The sequence below is a fragment of the Aliiglaciecola lipolytica genome, from assembly GCF_018860635.1.
GTDB lineage: Bacteria > Pseudomonadota > Gammaproteobacteria > Enterobacterales > Alteromonadaceae > Aliiglaciecola > Aliiglaciecola lipolytica_A.
On the sequence record NZ_JAHKPT010000025.1, the window covers coordinates 456784 to 472886 of the forward strand.

Here is a 16103-nt window from a genome sequence, read left to right on the forward strand (position 1 = left end):
TCTGGCTCTGGCTCTGGCTCAACAGGATTTTGTTGGGTTGCAGCTATTTCGTCAACAACTTGGGGCTGTTCAGAAATAGTAACCGGGGAATCAATATTCTGTTCGACACTCACCGTTGCAGCAGCATTCGATTCTAACGCTTTAGGCTGTTCGTCCGAGGATTCGGATGCAGAAGATTCTTGCTTTCCGGTATCTTCTTCACTGACATTCTGTAACGTCTCATCTTGCTCGACAGATTGATTTGATTTTTCATCTTTATCTTTATTGAACCAGCGGAAAAATTTAGACATGCTTTAGTTAATTCTCTTGATAATGTGAGTCTGGATTTTTGTCTTTATTAATAAACAAAAATCGACTGATATAAAGTTTCTTGATAGCAACCTGACTTTTCAAAAAGTGTGCATGCAGAAAAGCGACTAAAGGTATACACTATCGTCCAATTTTGACAATCATAGCATTTCTTGGATTCATGAAGCGAGGCGTAAAAAAGCAAAATGCCATCACCGGCTCAATCCGGGTGATAAGTGGCAAGTGGCGTGGCAGAAAGCTACCAGTTTTAGCGGCACAAGGTTTACGTCCGACAACCGATCGGACCAAAGAAACCTTGTTCAATTGGTTAATGCCTTATGTAAATGAAAGTCGTTGTTTAGATATGTTTGCTGGCAGCGGCAGCCTTGGCTTTGAGGCACTTTCAAGACATGCTACTAGTGCAACTTTTATTGAGTTAGATAAGGTCGCTGCGCAGTTAATCAGTAGCAATCTAGAAAAACTGCAAGTATCCGAGCAACAAACTAAAGTCATAAATGGGAATAGTCTTGAGGTTTGCGATAGACTAAAAGATACCTTTGATTTAATTTTTATTGATCCGCCGTTTAATGCCGGTTTAGTGCCCAAAGCAATCGATGTAATCCAAGCAAATCACTTAACCGTTACCGAAAGTGTTATTTACATCGAATGTGAAACGCAAAACCAGCACTACCAAGTTCCAGATAATTGGCGCTGTATCAAAGAAAAATCGACTCAGAGTGTGTCTAGTAAATTATTTATTGTGAATTAATCTCAATTCCGATATTCGATACGCCTTCACTGGTCGCCATTTCGCGTAGCACTTTCACACTTTTTGCCCCTTCAGGCATTGCGACTATTTGTTGCACCAATTCATTTTGAAACGCCACTTCCCACTGCATTAATGGGTGCTCTTTTATTTCTTGAGCACTCAACGACTGATCAGATACTAGTTCAACAAATGCTTCGACACTCCCTTGTGATAATTTGGAAACTATCACCGCACCTTGAGGTTCATCATTGGTTATCAGCGACATTATTGCAGCCAAAGAAATTGCCGCATCAATTGCTGGATATACACCGAAGCTATCATGTTCAGCAGCATCGGGAGTCACATCTTCAATTTTTTCCAACTGTAAAGCGAAATTAATTTTCGAGCCCGTACGAGACAACCACTGCCAAATCGATTCCAAAGACTTGTGGAATTGACCTTCATCATCGAATTCAGCTGTTTCGCAGAATAGCTGGAAATTAGGCTTCATACGTTCAGTTAAAGTGGCAGCGTATGCAACGGCATGCCAGCCAGTTAACTCACGAACTTTTTGAAATGTATTTAATTTAGAGGTCAATTGGTCACTCCCAGTGAAAAGTAATTACCTACGCCGTCGAGAAACATTTGTATCGACAACATAATCAAAATCATGCCCATTAAACGCTCAATCGCGATTAAGCCACGCTCTCCAAGAATCTTAAAAAATACACCAGAAAACATGAGAATGCTCGCGGAAACAGCCCAAGCTGAAAAAAGTGCTAACGACCAATCGAACATCCTTAGAGGATCTTGGTTAGCAAGCAATATCAGAGCAGCCAATAACGAGGGACCGGCAATCATTGGAATAGCTAAGGGAACAATAAAAGGTTCCTGCTCAGTTACATCGTCGTCATGGCTCCCTTTATTAGGGAAGATCATGCGAATTGCAATCAAAAATAAGATAATACCACCAGCAATGCTAACCGCTTGTTGTTTCACATTTAGGAAGTCCAACACGGCTTGTCCACTGAATAAAAAGATGAACATGATCAATAATGATAAAACCAACTCTCGCGCTAACACCTTACGACGACGTTTAGGCTCAATTGATTTCAAAATGGACATAAATATTGGTAAGTTTCCTAAAGGATCCATTATTAGAAATAACATTACCGCTGCAGACCAAATATCCATTATACCTCCATCAATTCGAATTTCGCGGCATTGTAAACCTATTTAGGGTATATCCATAATCGAATCCAAAACTATCGTAATTTCATAGGCAACCAAGCTTGAAAATCTAAACAAGCGATAAACTAGCAATATGACAACTTTACGCTTTAATTAAGTAAAAATGCACAATAGTGGAGGCTCCGATGAGTTTAATCAGCGTAACCGAGGTAGCTAATTTTTTAGGAGTAAAAAATCAAAGAGTTGAGCGTTTAGAAAGAGAAAGTCTGTTAACTTCTAAGGCGAAAGATAGTCAAGGTAAACCCTTGTTTGATAGAAACGAAGTGGAAAAATATAAAGAGTTTGCTGAGCGTGTAGGTGGTATTTAAAAGCTAGCTGGTATCTACAAATGATTTAACCAGCAGATGTTAACGGTTCACCAATAAATTAGTGAACCCTAAGTCTAGCTGAAAAAGTCACTTCTAAGCGTCTAATAACGCCTGTGCAATTCCTCTTATTCCGATTCCACTGCCACCAGCAGGCATATGACTAGTACCACTGCCATTATAAGCCGCTGCTAAGTCAACATGAATCCAACCTTTACCTTGGTTACCAACAAAACGCGACAAGAATCCAGCGGCGTTTGAAGCGCCACCGGCACCGCCACCTTTTTGTGCACGACTGTTTGCAGTATCAGCAAAAGGTGATGGACATTTATCTTGGTGCCATAACTCTAAGGGAAGCGGCCACACTGGCTCATTTTGTTTTTCTGATTGAATAATAAATTGTTGTAGTGCAGGTTTATCAAGTGAAAAAACTGCATTGTAATCTCCACCGGTAGCAGCAACAGCTGCACCAGTGAGAGTAGCTGCATCAATAATTAAAGGTGCATTGGTTTCACTGGCTGCCATTAAACCATCCGCCAACACTAAACGTCCTTCAGCATCAGTATTAACAATTTCCACTGTCACACCGTTTTTATAGGTTAAAATATCACCCAATTTATAAGCATGCCCACTGACTAGGTTCTCAGCACAACATAAGAATAATTTAACCCGCTTGTTCAATCCTTGCATGATGGCCAGTCCAAGTGCACCAACTACCGTTGCCGCCCCGCCCATGTCACACTTCATGCTCAACATGCCTTCACTACTTTTCATGCTGTACCCGCCACTATCAAAGGTAATTCCCTTACCCACTAAAGCCGCAGCTACAGCTGCGTTTTCATCACCGCTGGGGTTGTAATCAACTTCTAATAAAACCGGAGGCCGTTCACTGCCTCTGCCAACGTTATATATGCCCACCCAGCCAGCTTTTGCCAACTCTTCACCGACACAGTATTTTACAGACACTTTGTCACCAGATAGCTCTGTTAGCCAGTCTACACTGCGTTTAGCCAATTCTTCCGGTGAAAGTTGTTCAGGCGTTTCATTGACTAAATCGCGGGTAAAACACAGCGCAGCGTAACGTTTTTCTAAGCTTTCTTTGTCACTATTTTCTAACCATTTAATCTCAGCAGCATTGCGTGCTCGACGATAACTAAATGCCAATGCCCATTGTTGTTCTTCACTCCAATCTCCAGATAAAGTGACGCCAGACAGATTCATTCCATCCAGTTTACGGGCAACCACCGCAATTTTGGACAATTGAGTATCCGTAGCATCTTCAGGGTTTAAGTGAATGGTGGCGGTTTCTGCAGCAAAACTAACTAATGCATTATCTCCCCAATGGGCTGAAGCGGGTTGATAACTGAGTTCGACTAAAAGATGTGACATACTGGTTTCCTTTTTCTTTGGCATCCATGATTAATTAGACTAAATCATGGAACAGTGTGCGCAGTCTAAAGCGCATGATATGAGAGGTAATATGCTGTTCCCCACTCCACTTATCAAGGGTAAGTTAATAAAACGCTATAAACGATTCTTAGCTGACGTGGAACTTTCTGATGGTTCAATCGTGACCGCTCATTGCCCAAATACAGGTGCCATGACGGGTTGCGGCGACCCCGGCTTTGAAGTGTGGTTAAGTCCATCGAATAACCCTAAACGGAAACTCGCATACACTTGGGAGCTAAGTAAAAATCACCAAGGCGACTGGATAGGGGTCAATACCCACAATGCGAATAAATTAGTTGCCGAAGCTTTTACCCAATCAAAAATCAAAGAATTAGCTGAATACCAAGGGATTAAACCAGAGGTAAAGTACGGAGAAGAAAATAGCAGAATAGATTTTATGTTAACCTCTGACAATCTGCCCGATTGTTATGTTGAAGTAAAATCAGTTACATTACTGAGGGACGGGATTGGTTATTTTCCTGATGCAAAAACCCAACGGGGTAGTAAACACTTACGTGAACTAATTGTCATTGCTCAAGCTGGGAAACGCGCTGTATTGTTGTTTTGTAGTCAGCATACTGGCATCAAAAATATCCGAGTTGCTACCGACATAGATCCGGAATATTCGGCGACTTTACAAGCAGCAATGGCTGCGGGCGTACAAATTATCGCCTACGGCTGTAAAATCTCTGAAGAAAAACTACAATTAAATCAGCAGCTAAGTTTCGATCTGTAAAAAAAAGGTTGATTTTTTATCTAAGGAGTCTATGTTTGCGAGTCGTAAAAAACAGCTCACCGTTTTTTATTCAAAAAAATTGGTATTTACTAGGCCAATTTTACCGCTGATAAGCGTAACAGTTACATATATTCGACCAAGCCTAATTTGCTAGGATAATAGCAATCTGCTATATATCCTCATTCGCTAAACAACGTTTGTGTCGTAGTGTAGGAGAATTGGCACATGCCAACTGGAAAAGAAAAAAGTTTAGGATTAATAGCACTAGCTGGTCTAACTCCTTATCAGGAGAAAGACGGCGAAGAGTATATGAACGATGCTCAACTCGAGCATTTCCGTAAAATATTGTCAGCATGGCGCTCTCAACTTCGCGAAGAAGTAGATCGTACTGTTCACCATATGCAGGATGAAGCGGCCAATTTCCCAGATCCAGTAGATCGAGCGGCTCAAGAAGAAGAATTCAGCTTAGAACTTCGTACCCGCGACCGTGAACGTAAGTTAATCAAGAAAATTGAAAAAACGTTAAAACGAATTGAAGAAGACGACTTTGGTTTTTGCGATGCATGTGGCATTGAGATTGGTGTAAGGCGATTAGAAGCTCGACCTACCGCTGATTTATGTATCGATTGTAAAACCCTAGCTGAAATTAAAGAAAAACAGCTACAAGGTTAATTTTTTTAAGTCGATTCCAAAGCCGCTAACCTGCGGCTTTTGTTGTTTCTAGAGCGTTAACTTTACGTTGGTGATTATTTATGAACCAAACAAGTTATATCGGTCGATTTGCACCAAGTCCATCTGGGCCACTGCATATGGGCTCATTAGTGACCGCTCTGGGAAGTTTCCTGCAAGCCAAAGTGAATAACGGCAAGTGGCTATTACGCATTGACGATATTGATCCACCAAGAATCATGGCTGGCGCAATAGAAAGCATTCAGGTGACGTTAAAGGCCCATGGTTTGATTTGGGATGACGATGTCATTTTGCAAAGTCAAAACAGCCAATATTACGAACATATTTTATCGCAACTCAGTCGCCAAAATTTACTTTATCCTTGTGAATGCACACGAGCGCAAATTAAGGCTATTGGTGAATTCTATAGCGGCACTTGTCGAGATAAAAAACAGATACAAGCCCCATACTCCCTTCGGATAAAAAACCAATTTAACATATCGCAGATAAACGATGTTCGATTAGGACAACTCGAAGTAAATAGTAACGCAACCCAAGAAGATTTTATTGTTAGGCGCAAAGATGGATTGTACGCCTACCACCTAGCATCTGTGGCTGATGATATAAATTTAGGCGTTACCGAAATAGTTAGGGGAGAAGATTTAATAACGGCCACAGCATGCCAGTGGGCGTTATTTAAGACCTTGGGCAAGGCTCTGCCTCAATGTTTGCATTTACCATTGGTCAGGTCAGCAGACGGGCGCAAATTCAGTAAACAAAATCATGCGCCGGCATTGAATCTTAATAAAACAGAAGAAAACCTCATCATCGCCCTGGATCATCTTAATCTACCTGTCCCTAAACATATTCCACAACAGACTCAGGCTATTTTAGATTGGGCAATTCAAGCTTGGGCTGACTCGACTCCATAAGTTGATAGAAGGCGCTAGTCACCCCGTTAGTCCAACCGAATCCATGCTGTACCTCGTACTCACCACCTTGCGCAACATGGTCAATTTCTTTGACGTTATATTTTTCCATTAAACTTCCATGGGCCTGAAAATAATGTTCTACGTTAGCGAGCCAGTTTTGCATGATCCGTGTCGCCAATTCATTCTGTTGGTATTGCTGTAACCCTTTAACAGCAAACCAATGTAATGGCGCCCAACCGTTTGGTGCGTCCCATTGCTGGCTACTTTGACACAAAGTGGTAAGCAAACCTCCAGCACATAGAAATTCGTTTTCCAATCGACTGGCCACGGCTTCGGCCTGTTCATGATTGGCAAGGTTAACGAATAGAGGCAACACACCGGCAAGAGACATCACCGCAGATTGACTGGTTGTTTTCAGATTAAAATCCCGATAGAAGTTATCTGTAGAATCCCAAAAGTAAGATTGTATGGTTACTTTACGAGTTTCCGATTTTTGCTGGTAAAGCTGACTTTTACTTTTTTGCCCTAACAAGTCCCAATACTGACTCAATAACACTTCAAGCTGATACAGCAAACAATTGAGGTCAACAGGGATAATATCGGTAGTTTGGATACTTTGCAGATCTTCTGGATCCGCCAACCAGCGCGAACTGAAATCCCAACCTGATTCGCATGCAGCACGAATATGCCGATAGAAAGTGGATTTTTCATGGTCTTTTTTATGCTCAGCAGAATCTATATCCTCAGCATAAGATTCTGCTCGAGGACAAGCTTGCTCATCCCAATAGCGATTCAAAATCCCGCCATTTGGCATTCTGACTGAACGACGATGAGTTTGAAAAGGTTCACTCAACTGTTCAGCACCCGCCATCCAAAACGCATATTCAGAATCCATGGCTTCTACGCATTCCTTAAGAAAGTCTAGATCCTTATAGTTGCCCTCAGACTTGAACAGCATGTCTACCATTAAGCCCAATACTGGCGGTTGGGAGCGACTAAAATAATAACTGCGATTACCATTGGGAATACAGCCAATATCTTTCTGCAATTGAATAAAATTTAACACCATCGATTTGACTAATTCTTTGCGTCCAGAACTGAGCAAACCTAAAGAAGTGAAATAACTATCCCAATAATATATTTCCCTAAATCGACCGCCCGGCACCAAATAAGGAAACCGCAGTGGCAAAAGAGAATCTTTGCTATCGACATCTGGCTGCTTTTGTAAAAGTGACCATAAAGCTTCAATGTGTTCAGCAACGGTTTGATAACGAACATTTTCGGCCAGCTTTATCGGTTCGGGAAAGCTAAAATATTGCTCAACAAACTCCGCCAATTTGAAATGACCAGATGCTGATTGCTGTTCATATTGTTGGTAAATTTCATCCCAATCGGTTTTAGGCGTGGCATCTGCAAAGTGTTTACTGTCGGTAAACAGACCCGATGTTTGGACCTGATGAAATAATGCGCTGCTGAAAAAAGCCAAGCTTTGCTCAAAATTACCAGCGGTTTGACGTCCTATTAAAGTGCTCATGCGGCCTCTTCTATGTCGCGGCTTGAAAAAGGTGAAATTCGACCAGTTGAGCGTTTGAATAAAAATAGCGTGATTGCAATCAGTGCCATCGGTATCAAAGATAAATAAAACGCCCGTTGACCACCAAAAGACTCAAATACAATGCCGGTAATTATCGACCCTGTTGTTCCCCCAAGGGCGGAAAAGACCACGATTAATCCGGTCATGGGCGCATGCAGTGCTTTTTCTAGCGAACTTAACATCACTGAATTGATAACCGGATAAATAGGTGCCATCAGTATCCCCACAAGAGGTAATAAGTAGGCAGCGAGTGGTGCATCAAAGACGCTGGAGATAGTGCTGATTTGGCCAGCATTTTGAACTGCATTGGCCATCGGCAGACACAACAACATCAATATGGCCATAAAAATTAAACAGATATTCAAAAACTTGTACCAATTCATGAAACGCAAAACTTGTCCTGCCAATAAACGTCCTATGGCGATAGCAGCGGCAAAAATACTGGTAATCTGAATACTGACATCTAAAGGTAAGTGCAATATTTCGTTGTTAAATGTAGGTAACCAAGTACCTATTCCCTGTTCAATTAAAACGTAAAAGAAAATGGATAACACAAATACCAAAACCAGAGGTCGGTAGGTGAGCTTAATCATCTCAATAAAATCGTCGATCAGGGGTCTAGTAAGTTCAGCTTTTGGCGCTTTTTTTATCGGTGAAAAAAGCACGGCTAATGCGGTTAAAACAGTGAATCCAGCAAGCCAATAATATACTTCCATCCAACGCAAAGAATGGGGAGCTTCTGCATCGATAAATCCGCTAAATAACCAGTAACCTGACAACACCCCCAGCATAAAAATACCTTCAATGGTATTCAGCAGTGATGCATGGCTTTTAGTATCATCTGACAACTGACCGACGATGCTATAAACCGAAACTTTAATTAGCGCGAAAGCCGTTCCGATACAGGCAAATAAAATTTGGATCATCATAAAGTCGGCAAACAACGGAGTGAGCGCACAGACCGCAGCAACCAATATTAAGGCTGCCATCATCGCCAGTTTGTAACCCACTCTAGGCACAAACGCTGCAATGGCAAAAGACACAAAGGCAATAGAAAGATCCTTGAATCCTTCTAAAGAACTGGCGATGGGCTTGCTGATATCGAAACTATTAATCGATTGTAGAATGACCGTCCCTACACTATTGAGCAAGATAGCAAAAATAAAATAACAAGCCGCAATGGCAAATATGGTCATAAATCTGGGCATTGAAATCACCATTAATGGCTATAATTTTGCTCCAAGTTAAGCAATTGATTAACTTCGAGCACTGTTGTGAAATAACGGATATTAGCGATACTCGATTACACCTAAATAACCTCATTAGTCATCTTCTAACATGCTCCATGAAGTGTCATTAACTCAATAAGTGACGCTAATCTTTGTTAAACATATGTAAAAATGCAATCGATTGCAATTATTTTTTATTCGGGTCTATAATCAGCCTAGATAAAAATAAAGTGGTGCGTAGCCGATGTTAAGCCGATTCGGAATGTTGGATGAATTCAGGTAATGATATTTTGCATCATTTAACCTGCAAGCTAACATCAATAGGGTGTACAATAGTGAATAGTATCAAAGCATTAAGAGTTTTCCTCTCTACTGAAATATCTATTTCGATGGAATTGCCATGAACTGCAGTATTTGGAGATAGTCATGACAAAAAAAGTTCGTTCGCTTTCCGATTTAGCAAAACTCGCTGGGGTTTCAGGTTCAACTGCTTCTAGGGCGCTGAATAACAATAAGTTAATTAGTGCAAAAACCCGCGAGAAAATACAAAAGCTCGCGGCAGCTCACGATTTTAAGATTAATACCGCGGCCCGAAACTTCCGATTGAAAACCTCTAACACCATTGCCGTTGTGATTATTAAAAGCTCCGAACATGATCAATCTTTTACTGACCCCTTTGTATTGAATATCGTTGGCATTATTGCCGATGAGCTAAGTCGTCATAAATACGATCTGTTATTGGTGTCCCACAATATTGCTCAAACCAGTTCTCTAGATGATTATTTTACGATGAACCGCGCTGACGGACTGATTGTGTTTGGTCAGGGTGACGATATGGATGCATTTGATAAACTAATAAATCATCAAAAGCCGATAGTGGTTTGGGGTGGTCAATCAAAGAACAGCGACTATGTGACTGTTGGTACTGACAATTTCATGGGTGGGGAATTGGCTACTCAACATTTAGTCAAACAAGGATGTCAGAATATTGTCTTTTGTGGCATGCGTTCCTTTGAAACAGGTTTGCGTTTTGCAGGTTATCAACAGGTTTTGAAAAATGCACAATTGCAACAACCCAATCCGTTAGACATCCACTTTACCTTTGAAGATGCCTACAAAGTAACCTTAGCCTTATTGAAAAATAATCAGTTTAATTACGACGGTATAGTCGCGGCCAGTGATTCAATAGCCTTAGGTATGATGCGAGCATTGAACGAACAAGGAGTTAGTGTCCCCGAGCAAGTGGCAATAGTGGGATATGATGACATTTCAGTGTGTGCATTCACACAACCATCACTAAGTTCGATTCATCAAGACACCCAAAAAGGCGGGGAAGCTTTGGTCTCTGCTTTACTGGATTTACTCAACAAAAAGCCTGTTGACTCTGTGGTGCTAGATACCCAATTAATGATACGAGATTCTAGTTGTCGTAAATTAAACTAGACATAATTTAGATGTATTAGTTGTATTCACAGCCAATTTACTGGCAACTAGCTATATCAACAGATAGAAAATACTCTTCATCCAGTATATCATTGCGCGCCATTAAAATTATTTGTGTTATCAGGAGCCAACGCATCATTTCTCGAGTGATCAAAAAGGTCAAAAATGCTTTGACAAAAAACGCTGACGAATACCATTCGGATTTACTCAATCCGAAGGTTATCACTCGCGGTGAGCATGGCATTTCTAGAAAAGGTATCAGTGATAATGCCCTGAAAGTATTGTACCGCCTAAATGGCGCTGGATTCGATGCATACTTAGTAGGCGGCTGTGTACGTGATCTTATTATGGGACTGCAGCCAAAAGATTTTGATGTCGTTACCAATGCCACTCCTGATGAAGTCAAAGCGCTATTTAGAAACTGTCGTTTAATTGGCCGCCGATTTCGTTTAGCCCATGTCGTTTTTGGTCGTGAAATTATTGAAGTAGCCACATTTAGAGGCCATCACCAAAACTCGGATGACGAAAAAGGCAAAAAACCTACAGAGGTGCTAGGCAAACAAAGTCAAGAAGGTCAAATTCTCAGAGACAACGTTTTTGGCAGTATTGAAGAAGATGCAGAACGTCGCGATTTCACAGTAAACGCGATGTATTACCGCGTCACCGACTTTACGGTGACCGACTTTGCCAATGGCATGCAAGCAATCAAAGACAAACGTTTAGAGCTGATTGGTGACCCTGAAACTCGTTATCGTGAAGATCCGGTTAGAATGTTACGGGCAGTGCGATTTGCAGCCAAACTGAATATGCAAATCAGCCAAGAATCCGCCGCTGCAATTCATCAATTAGGCAGTTTATTAAACAATATTCCGCCTGCTCGCCTGTTCGAAGAAGTTATTAAACTGTTTATTTCCGGACAAGGTTTAAGAACCTTTGAATTAATGCAGGAATATGATCTTATCCAACCGTTATTCCCACAATTGGCGCCCTTGCTAAAAGGCAGCGACAGTCGTGAAAATCAGTTTATTAGAAAAATGCTGATGAATACTGATAACCGGATTAATACCGGTCAAAGAGTAACCCCCGCATTCATGTATGCCGCATTTTTATGGTATCCAATTGAAGAACACTGTCAAAAGCTCATGGACGAAGCAGGTTTGAATCATTTCGATGCATTCAATATCGCGGTCAACGATGTGCTTCACCGACAAATACAACGCATTATGATCCCCAAACGTTTTTCCAGCATGATGCGAGAAATTTGGCTTTTACAATTGCGTTTACCAAAGCGTTTCGGCCGCAGAGCCTATCAAATGTTAGAACATGCCCGTTTCCGTGCAGCCTATGACTTTTTGCTGATTCGTGGACAAATTGAAGGGGGTAAACTGCTTGAGTTAGCTGATTGGTGGACTGAGTTTCAAGAGGTTAGCCCAGATAAACGCAAACAAATGTTAGTTAAACTCCGAGAAGCTGAAGGCGGGCCCGCTCGTCGCACTCGCCGCCGTCCCAAAAGTAAGAAACCCAGCGCCTCCTAATGCAACCCGTAATTAGTTACATAGGTTTGGGTAGCAATTTAGCCGAGCCTGATCAGCAACTGCAACAGGCGTTGCGTGCAATTGACGGTCTCAAAAACACGCACATAAAACAATGCTCAAGTTTTTATGCTAGCAAACCTATGGGCCCGCAAGATCAACCTGATTATGTGAATGCTGTGGTATCAATAGCAACACGATTAGCGCCTTCGGAATTACTCTCCAGCTTACAAACAATTGAACTGACCCATGGCAGACAGCGGAAATCCGAACGCTGGGGACCTAGAACCCTAGATTTAGATATTATTTTGTATGGCAATGAACAAATTCGAAGCGATGATTTAGTCGTGCCCCATTACGGTATGAAAACACGGGAATTTGTACTATACCCGTTACGTGAGATAGCTCCTGAACTCGTGTTACCATGTGGTGACTCTTTAGTTTCTATACTAAAAAGCGTACCTGAAAATGGGCTCGAAGTAATCAGAACAAATGTGACATGGAAATAATCAAAAGTGAGCAACCATCTAATTTTGTTGCACTTTTCAGTTAGCAGAGGTGATTATTATGACTAAGAAAGTAACTACGTCAAGCTTGTTTAAAATGAAACAAGAGAAACAAAAAATCACAGCGCTAACCGCTTATGATGCCAGCTTCGCCAAGCTATTTGACGAGCAAGGTGTTGATGTGATTTTGATCGGTGATTCACTGGGCATGGTGCTGCAAGGCTGCGACGATACCCTATCTGTTACCATAGATGATATCGCTTACCACACGAGATCCGTTCGTAAAGGAACAAGTCGTGCTTTTGTGGTGGCCGACATGCCATTCATGACATATGCAACGCCAGAACAAACCTATGCCAATGCTGCCACTCTAATGGCCGCTGGCGCTAGCATGGTTAAAGTAGAAGGCGGAGACTGGCTGATTGATACCATTAAGGGGCTAAACTTGCGTGGCGTGCCTGTGTGTGGCCATTTAGGCCTTACTCCACAGTCAGTGCACGTTTTTGGTGGATTTAAAGTCCAAGGTCGTGGCGACTTGCAAGCAGAACGATTGTTCGAACAAGCTGAAGCATTGGCACAAGCCGGTGTTCAGATGTTGGTTTTAGAGTGTGTCCCAGCTCCTTTAGCTGAGAAAATTAGCAAGGCAATTAATATTCCTGTAATTGGTATAGGCGCCGGCGCGCATACCGATGGTCAAATCTTAGTAATGCACGACATGTTTGGCATTAGTGCCAATTACATGCCCAAGTTTTCTAAAAACTATTTAGAAATCACCGGGGATATGCGCGAAGCAGTTAAGGCCTATATTGAAGAAGTGCAAAATGGCGTTTTTCCAAGCGCAGAACATAGCTTTAACTAATAGCTAAGAATATACAGGACACATTATGCAGCAAATTAGTGATATAACACCGCTTAGAGAAATACGCAGAAAATGGCAAAACGATGGTAAAACCATTGCGTTTGTCCCCACCATGGGAAATTTACATAAAGGGCACTTACACCTTGTCGAGCAAGCCAAAAAGCATGCAGACATAGTGGTAGTGTCTATTTTTGTCAATCCATTACAATTTGGACCTGATGAAGACTTGGCCGCATACCCACGCACTATGCAACAAGATATGGCCGCATTAGAAGCCTTAGGGGTAGATGTCCTTTTCACCCCAAAAGCAGAAGATATTTACTCTCGAGGTTTGGAAAAGCAGACTTTTGTAGAAGTGCCCGGCTTGTCCTATATGATTTGTGGAGCGAGTCGTCCCGGCCATTTTCGTGGTGTGGCCACCATAGTGTGTAAATTGTTTAATATGGTACAACCAAACATGGCGTTTTTTGGTGAAAAAGACTTTCAGCAATTACAGGTGATTAAAGCCATGGTCACTGACTTATCAATGAACCTACAAATCTACGGTGTACCAACGGTTAGAGAGGATGATGGCTTAGCAATGTCGTCACGCAACAACTATCTAACTGAGTCTGAACGAGCAAAAGCCCCAGCATTATATAGTTGCTTACAGAAATTGAGTGAAAACATTCAACTCGGGCGACGAGATTTCAGTAATTTGATTCAGCAGTACACTGAAGAACTTAACAATGCAGGATTGAAAGTAGATTATATTGATATTCGTTCCGTGGAATCATTATTGAGTCCCGGTCATGAAGAGACCGAGTTGGTTATTTTGGCAGCCGCATTTTTAGGAAAAACCCGCCTGATCGATAATATTCAAGTGACACTTGAGTAAAATAGAACTAACCAACAGATCTTTTTGACTGTAAAAGAGCTTGATTCTCAAGCTCTTTCCAAGTTTCTGTACGCTTCGCAATATCCAACTGTTCTTCTAATATATTTACCAGATCTTGGTCAGTGGTTAACGGGTTAGCTAATACTACGCGAAATACGGTGAGAAGCTTGGTACCGTAATTTTCAACCGTTAAGCGTGTTCGAGAAACAAAGGATTTACCCGCTTCACGCTGTTGCTTTTGAACTGTGACATTTAATCTGTCCAACATTTCACTTTCGATATCACCATGAGCGTTCACCATGGCTGGTTTTACCCGATAAGTTAAAAGTGACAGAGTAGGTGCAGTAATCAACTCAAAATTATCATGTTGGTCAATCAGAGAGGCAAAACGTTGGGCTTTTTCGATACTTTGGTCAATGAGTAACTCATATCCCTCACGACCGAATATATTAAACGCCGAGTAAACCATCATTGCCATGCCGTTACGCGAACCTTCTAATGTGGTCGCACCTAAATCTTTAGAGCCGGCTCGTAAAATATATTGTGCGTGATGTCGCACCGCATTACTGTCTTCAGGATTTTTAAACACCACAACACCTGCCCCCATAGGAACATACATTTGTTTGTGAGCATCAAGGGTGACTGAGTCTGCTTTGTGTATACCTTTGAGTTTCATTTTATTGCGGTTGGAGAATAAGGTTGCGCCTCCCCAGGCGGCATCCACATGGAAGTGACAGTTTAATTCTTTGGCGACATCGGCCAATTCATCTAGGGGATCAACGTGGCCTGTTTCTGTGGTGCCCGCAATCCCAACAATGGCTAATAATTTGTTTCCACGCTGTTCAAACTGTCGTCCTACTTTCAATGCGTCTTCAGGGGATAAACGTTGACTTTGGCTATCGACGGTCAGCATTTGCTCACGTCCTAAACCTAGAATATCTACGGCTTTAGAAAGTGAGTAGTGTCCTCGCTTGGAAGAGAGAATCCCCATATTGGCATAGCCATAATGTTTTAAACCCGCGGCTAAGCCTTGTTTTGCAACGCCTCGAAAATTTCCGTCGGCAGCTAACGCTTTGTTACGAGCGACCCAGAGCGCGGTAATATTGGCAATGGTTCCACCTGAGCAAAATGCGCCAAGGGAATGTTTTGCACTGTGCAAATGGGTTTTATAAAAAGATTCTGACTCGTTATAAACCAATTCATGCAACATGCCGACAACTTGACGCTCCAAAGGCGTAAACGCTTTGGAAGTTTCAATTTTTACTAAGTTTTGATTCAACCCCACCAGCAGCTTTGCTAAAGGTAAGTGGAAGTACGGCAAAGCAGACGTCATATGCCCAATGAACGTTGGAGCATAAGTATTCACTGAATTAGCGACGACTTTTTCTAACAGCACCTCTGCATGTTTAGAGACAAATTCAGGGGATTCAGGCACTTTGTATTCCTGAAAATTTTGCTCAATATCTTCAAGAGATTTCGCGGTAGTTACAACATGTTGGGAAAGAAAATCCGACAGATTATCTGACAAATGCTCTTCTATTTGCGCGAGTTTGGAATCTTTACCTTCAGGCTTGGTAAATACACGGAACATATGCTCCAAACTGGCAGTCGCTTTACCCACTCGTTGTAACCTCATATGAAAACTTTCAGACGCGGACTTTAGCGCAAATCTGCCACTTCGCCAA

The 16103-nt window shown here is 41.8% G+C and carries 16 protein-coding genes and 1 pseudogene; 10 read left to right on the forward strand and 7 right to left on the reverse strand.

Features of this window, described 5'->3' with window-relative positions; translation table 11 throughout:
* Window positions 1-290: pseudogene (locus KO530_RS22005) on the reverse strand (signal recognition particle-docking protein FtsY); the annotation flags it as partial.
* A gap of 179 nt (window positions 291-469) precedes the next feature.
* On the opposite strand from KO530_RS22005, the gene rsmD reads away from it, so the two are divergent.
* Entirely contained in the window at window positions 470-1057 is a 588-nt protein-coding gene (gene rsmD, locus KO530_RS14500; protein ID WP_216049156.1) for a 16S rRNA (guanine(966)-N(2))-methyltransferase RsmD, read from the forward strand.
* Here rsmD and KO530_RS14505 read toward each other — a convergent pair.
* Together KO530_RS14505 and KO530_RS14510 are read right to left on the reverse strand one after the other, a co-directional pair.
* Window positions 1044-1634, reverse strand: a complete 591-nt coding sequence (locus KO530_RS14505; protein WP_216049157.1) for a YjaG family protein — start codon at window positions 1632-1634, stop codon at window positions 1044-1046. The genes rsmD and KO530_RS14505 overlap by 14 nt on opposite strands.
* Window positions 1631-2230, reverse strand: a complete 600-nt coding sequence (locus KO530_RS14510; protein WP_216049158.1) for a YhgN family NAAT transporter — start codon at window positions 2228-2230, stop codon at window positions 1631-1633. Before KO530_RS14510 ends, KO530_RS14505 begins: the two co-directional genes overlap by 4 nt.
* Window positions 2231-2412: 182 nt before the next feature.
* Here KO530_RS14510 and KO530_RS14515 point away from each other — a divergent pair, with 182 nt between their 5' ends.
* Window positions 2413-2595, forward strand: a complete 183-nt coding sequence (locus tag KO530_RS14515; RefSeq protein WP_216049159.1) for a helix-turn-helix domain-containing protein — start codon at window positions 2413-2415, stop codon at window positions 2593-2595.
* Window positions 2596-2688: 93 nt separating this feature from the next.
* Here the strand turns inward: KO530_RS14515 and pepB are convergent, their stop codons facing one another.
* On the reverse strand, window positions 2689-3981 hold the full coding sequence (gene pepB / locus KO530_RS14520) for an aminopeptidase PepB (protein ID WP_216049160.1): 1293 nt from the start codon (window positions 3979-3981) through the stop codon (window positions 2689-2691).
* A 91-nt stretch (window positions 3982-4072) separates the two neighbouring features.
* Here pepB and sfsA point away from each other — a divergent pair, with 91 nt between their 5' ends.
* From sfsA to gluQRS, 3 genes are all read left to right on the forward strand, one after another.
* Window positions 4073-4777: a DNA/RNA nuclease SfsA gene (gene sfsA, locus KO530_RS14525; RefSeq protein ID WP_216049211.1), complete on the forward strand. Its 705-nt coding sequence runs from the start codon at window positions 4073-4075 to the stop codon at window positions 4775-4777.
* 225 nt (window positions 4778-5002) lie between these two features.
* On the forward strand, window positions 5003-5449 hold the full coding sequence (gene dksA / locus KO530_RS14530) for an RNA polymerase-binding protein DksA (RefSeq protein ID WP_216049161.1): 447 nt from the start codon (window positions 5003-5005) through the stop codon (window positions 5447-5449).
* A gap of 80 nt (window positions 5450-5529) precedes the next feature.
* Window positions 5530-6378, forward strand: coding sequence for a tRNA glutamyl-Q(34) synthetase GluQRS (gene gluQRS, locus KO530_RS14535; RefSeq protein WP_216049162.1), 849 nt, complete (start codon window positions 5530-5532; stop codon window positions 6376-6378).
* Here the strand turns inward: gluQRS and treF are convergent.
* On the reverse strand, window positions 6332-7912 hold the full coding sequence (gene treF, locus KO530_RS14540; RefSeq protein WP_216049163.1) for an alpha,alpha-trehalase TreF: 1581 nt from the start codon (window positions 7910-7912) through the stop codon (window positions 6332-6334). The two genes, gluQRS and treF, sit on opposite strands and share 47 nt — an antisense overlap.
* On the reverse strand, window positions 7909-9180 hold the full coding sequence (locus KO530_RS14545; protein WP_216049164.1) for an MFS transporter: 1272 nt from the start codon (window positions 9178-9180) through the stop codon (window positions 7909-7911). The genes treF and KO530_RS14545 overlap by 4 nt, the downstream gene beginning before the upstream one ends.
* 447 nt (window positions 9181-9627) lie before the next feature.
* On the opposite strand from KO530_RS14545, the gene KO530_RS14550 reads away from it, so the two are divergent.
* From KO530_RS14550 to panC, 5 genes are all read left to right on the forward strand, one after another.
* Window positions 9628-10644, forward strand: a complete 1017-nt coding sequence (locus KO530_RS14550; protein WP_216049165.1) for a LacI family DNA-binding transcriptional regulator — start codon at window positions 9628-9630, stop codon at window positions 10642-10644.
* Window positions 10645-10865: 221 nt separating this feature from the next.
* A complete protein-coding gene (gene pcnB / locus KO530_RS14555) occupies window positions 10866-12179 on the forward strand; it encodes a polynucleotide adenylyltransferase PcnB (RefSeq protein ID WP_216049212.1) in 1314 nt (437 codons plus the stop codon).
* Window positions 12179-12685 (forward strand): 2-amino-4-hydroxy-6-hydroxymethyldihydropteridine diphosphokinase, encoded by a 507-nt coding sequence (gene folK / locus KO530_RS14560; protein ID WP_216049166.1) that lies wholly within the window; start codon window positions 12179-12181, stop codon window positions 12683-12685. Before pcnB ends, folK begins: the two co-directional genes overlap by 1 nt.
* A gap of 58 nt (window positions 12686-12743) precedes the next feature.
* Entirely contained in the window at window positions 12744-13541 is a 798-nt protein-coding gene (panB, locus tag KO530_RS14565; protein ID WP_216049167.1) for a 3-methyl-2-oxobutanoate hydroxymethyltransferase, read from the forward strand.
* Between the two features lie 25 nt (window positions 13542-13566).
* Complete coding sequence (gene panC, locus KO530_RS14570; protein ID WP_216049168.1) at window positions 13567-14418, forward strand: pantoate--beta-alanine ligase; 852 nt, start codon at window positions 13567-13569, stop codon at window positions 14416-14418.
* A gap of 7 nt (window positions 14419-14425) precedes the next feature.
* Here the strand turns inward: panC and panP are convergent, their stop codons facing one another.
* Window positions 14426-16054 (reverse strand): pyridoxal-dependent aspartate 1-decarboxylase PanP, encoded by a 1629-nt coding sequence (panP, locus tag KO530_RS14575; RefSeq protein ID WP_216049169.1) that lies wholly within the window; start codon window positions 16052-16054, stop codon window positions 14426-14428.
* Between the last annotated feature and the right edge of the window lie 49 nt (window positions 16055-16103).

What these genes read in the sequence shown, in the direction of transcription:
- rsmD (WP_216049156.1), top strand. Translation starts at nt 470, where the DNA reads ATGAAGCGAGGCGTAAAAAAGCAAAATGCCATCACCGGCTCAATCCGG.
- KO530_RS14510 (WP_216049158.1), bottom strand. Translation starts at nt 2,230, where the DNA reads ATGGATATTTGGTCTGCAGCGGTAATGTTATTTCTAATAATGGATCCT.
- KO530_RS14515 (WP_216049159.1), top strand. Translation starts at nt 2,413, where the DNA reads ATGAGTTTAATCAGCGTAACCGAGGTAGCTAATTTTTTAGGAGTAAAA.
- pepB (WP_216049160.1), bottom strand. Translation starts at nt 3,981, where the DNA reads ATGTCACATCTTTTAGTCGAACTCAGTTATCAACCCGCTTCAGCCCAT.
- sfsA (WP_216049211.1), top strand. Translation starts at nt 4,073, where the DNA reads ATGCTGTTCCCCACTCCACTTATCAAGGGTAAGTTAATAAAACGCTAT.
- dksA (WP_216049161.1), top strand. Translation starts at nt 5,003, where the DNA reads ATGCCAACTGGAAAAGAAAAAAGTTTAGGATTAATAGCACTAGCTGGT.
- gluQRS (WP_216049162.1), top strand. Translation starts at nt 5,530, where the DNA reads ATGAACCAAACAAGTTATATCGGTCGATTTGCACCAAGTCCATCTGGG.
- treF (WP_216049163.1), bottom strand. Translation starts at nt 7,912, where the DNA reads ATGAGCACTTTAATAGGACGTCAAACCGCTGGTAATTTTGAGCAAAGC.
- KO530_RS14545 (WP_216049164.1), bottom strand. Translation starts at nt 9,180, where the DNA reads ATGCCCAGATTTATGACCATATTTGCCATTGCGGCTTGTTATTTTATT.
- KO530_RS14550 (WP_216049165.1), top strand. Translation starts at nt 9,628, where the DNA reads ATGACAAAAAAAGTTCGTTCGCTTTCCGATTTAGCAAAACTCGCTGGG.
- folK (WP_216049166.1), top strand. Translation starts at nt 12,179, where the DNA reads ATGCAACCCGTAATTAGTTACATAGGTTTGGGTAGCAATTTAGCCGAG.
- panB (WP_216049167.1), top strand. Translation starts at nt 12,744, where the DNA reads ATGACTAAGAAAGTAACTACGTCAAGCTTGTTTAAAATGAAACAAGAG.
- panC (WP_216049168.1), top strand. Translation starts at nt 13,567, where the DNA reads ATGCAGCAAATTAGTGATATAACACCGCTTAGAGAAATACGCAGAAAA.
- panP (WP_216049169.1), bottom strand. Translation starts at nt 16,054, where the DNA reads ATGAGGTTACAACGAGTGGGTAAAGCGACTGCCAGTTTGGAGCATATG.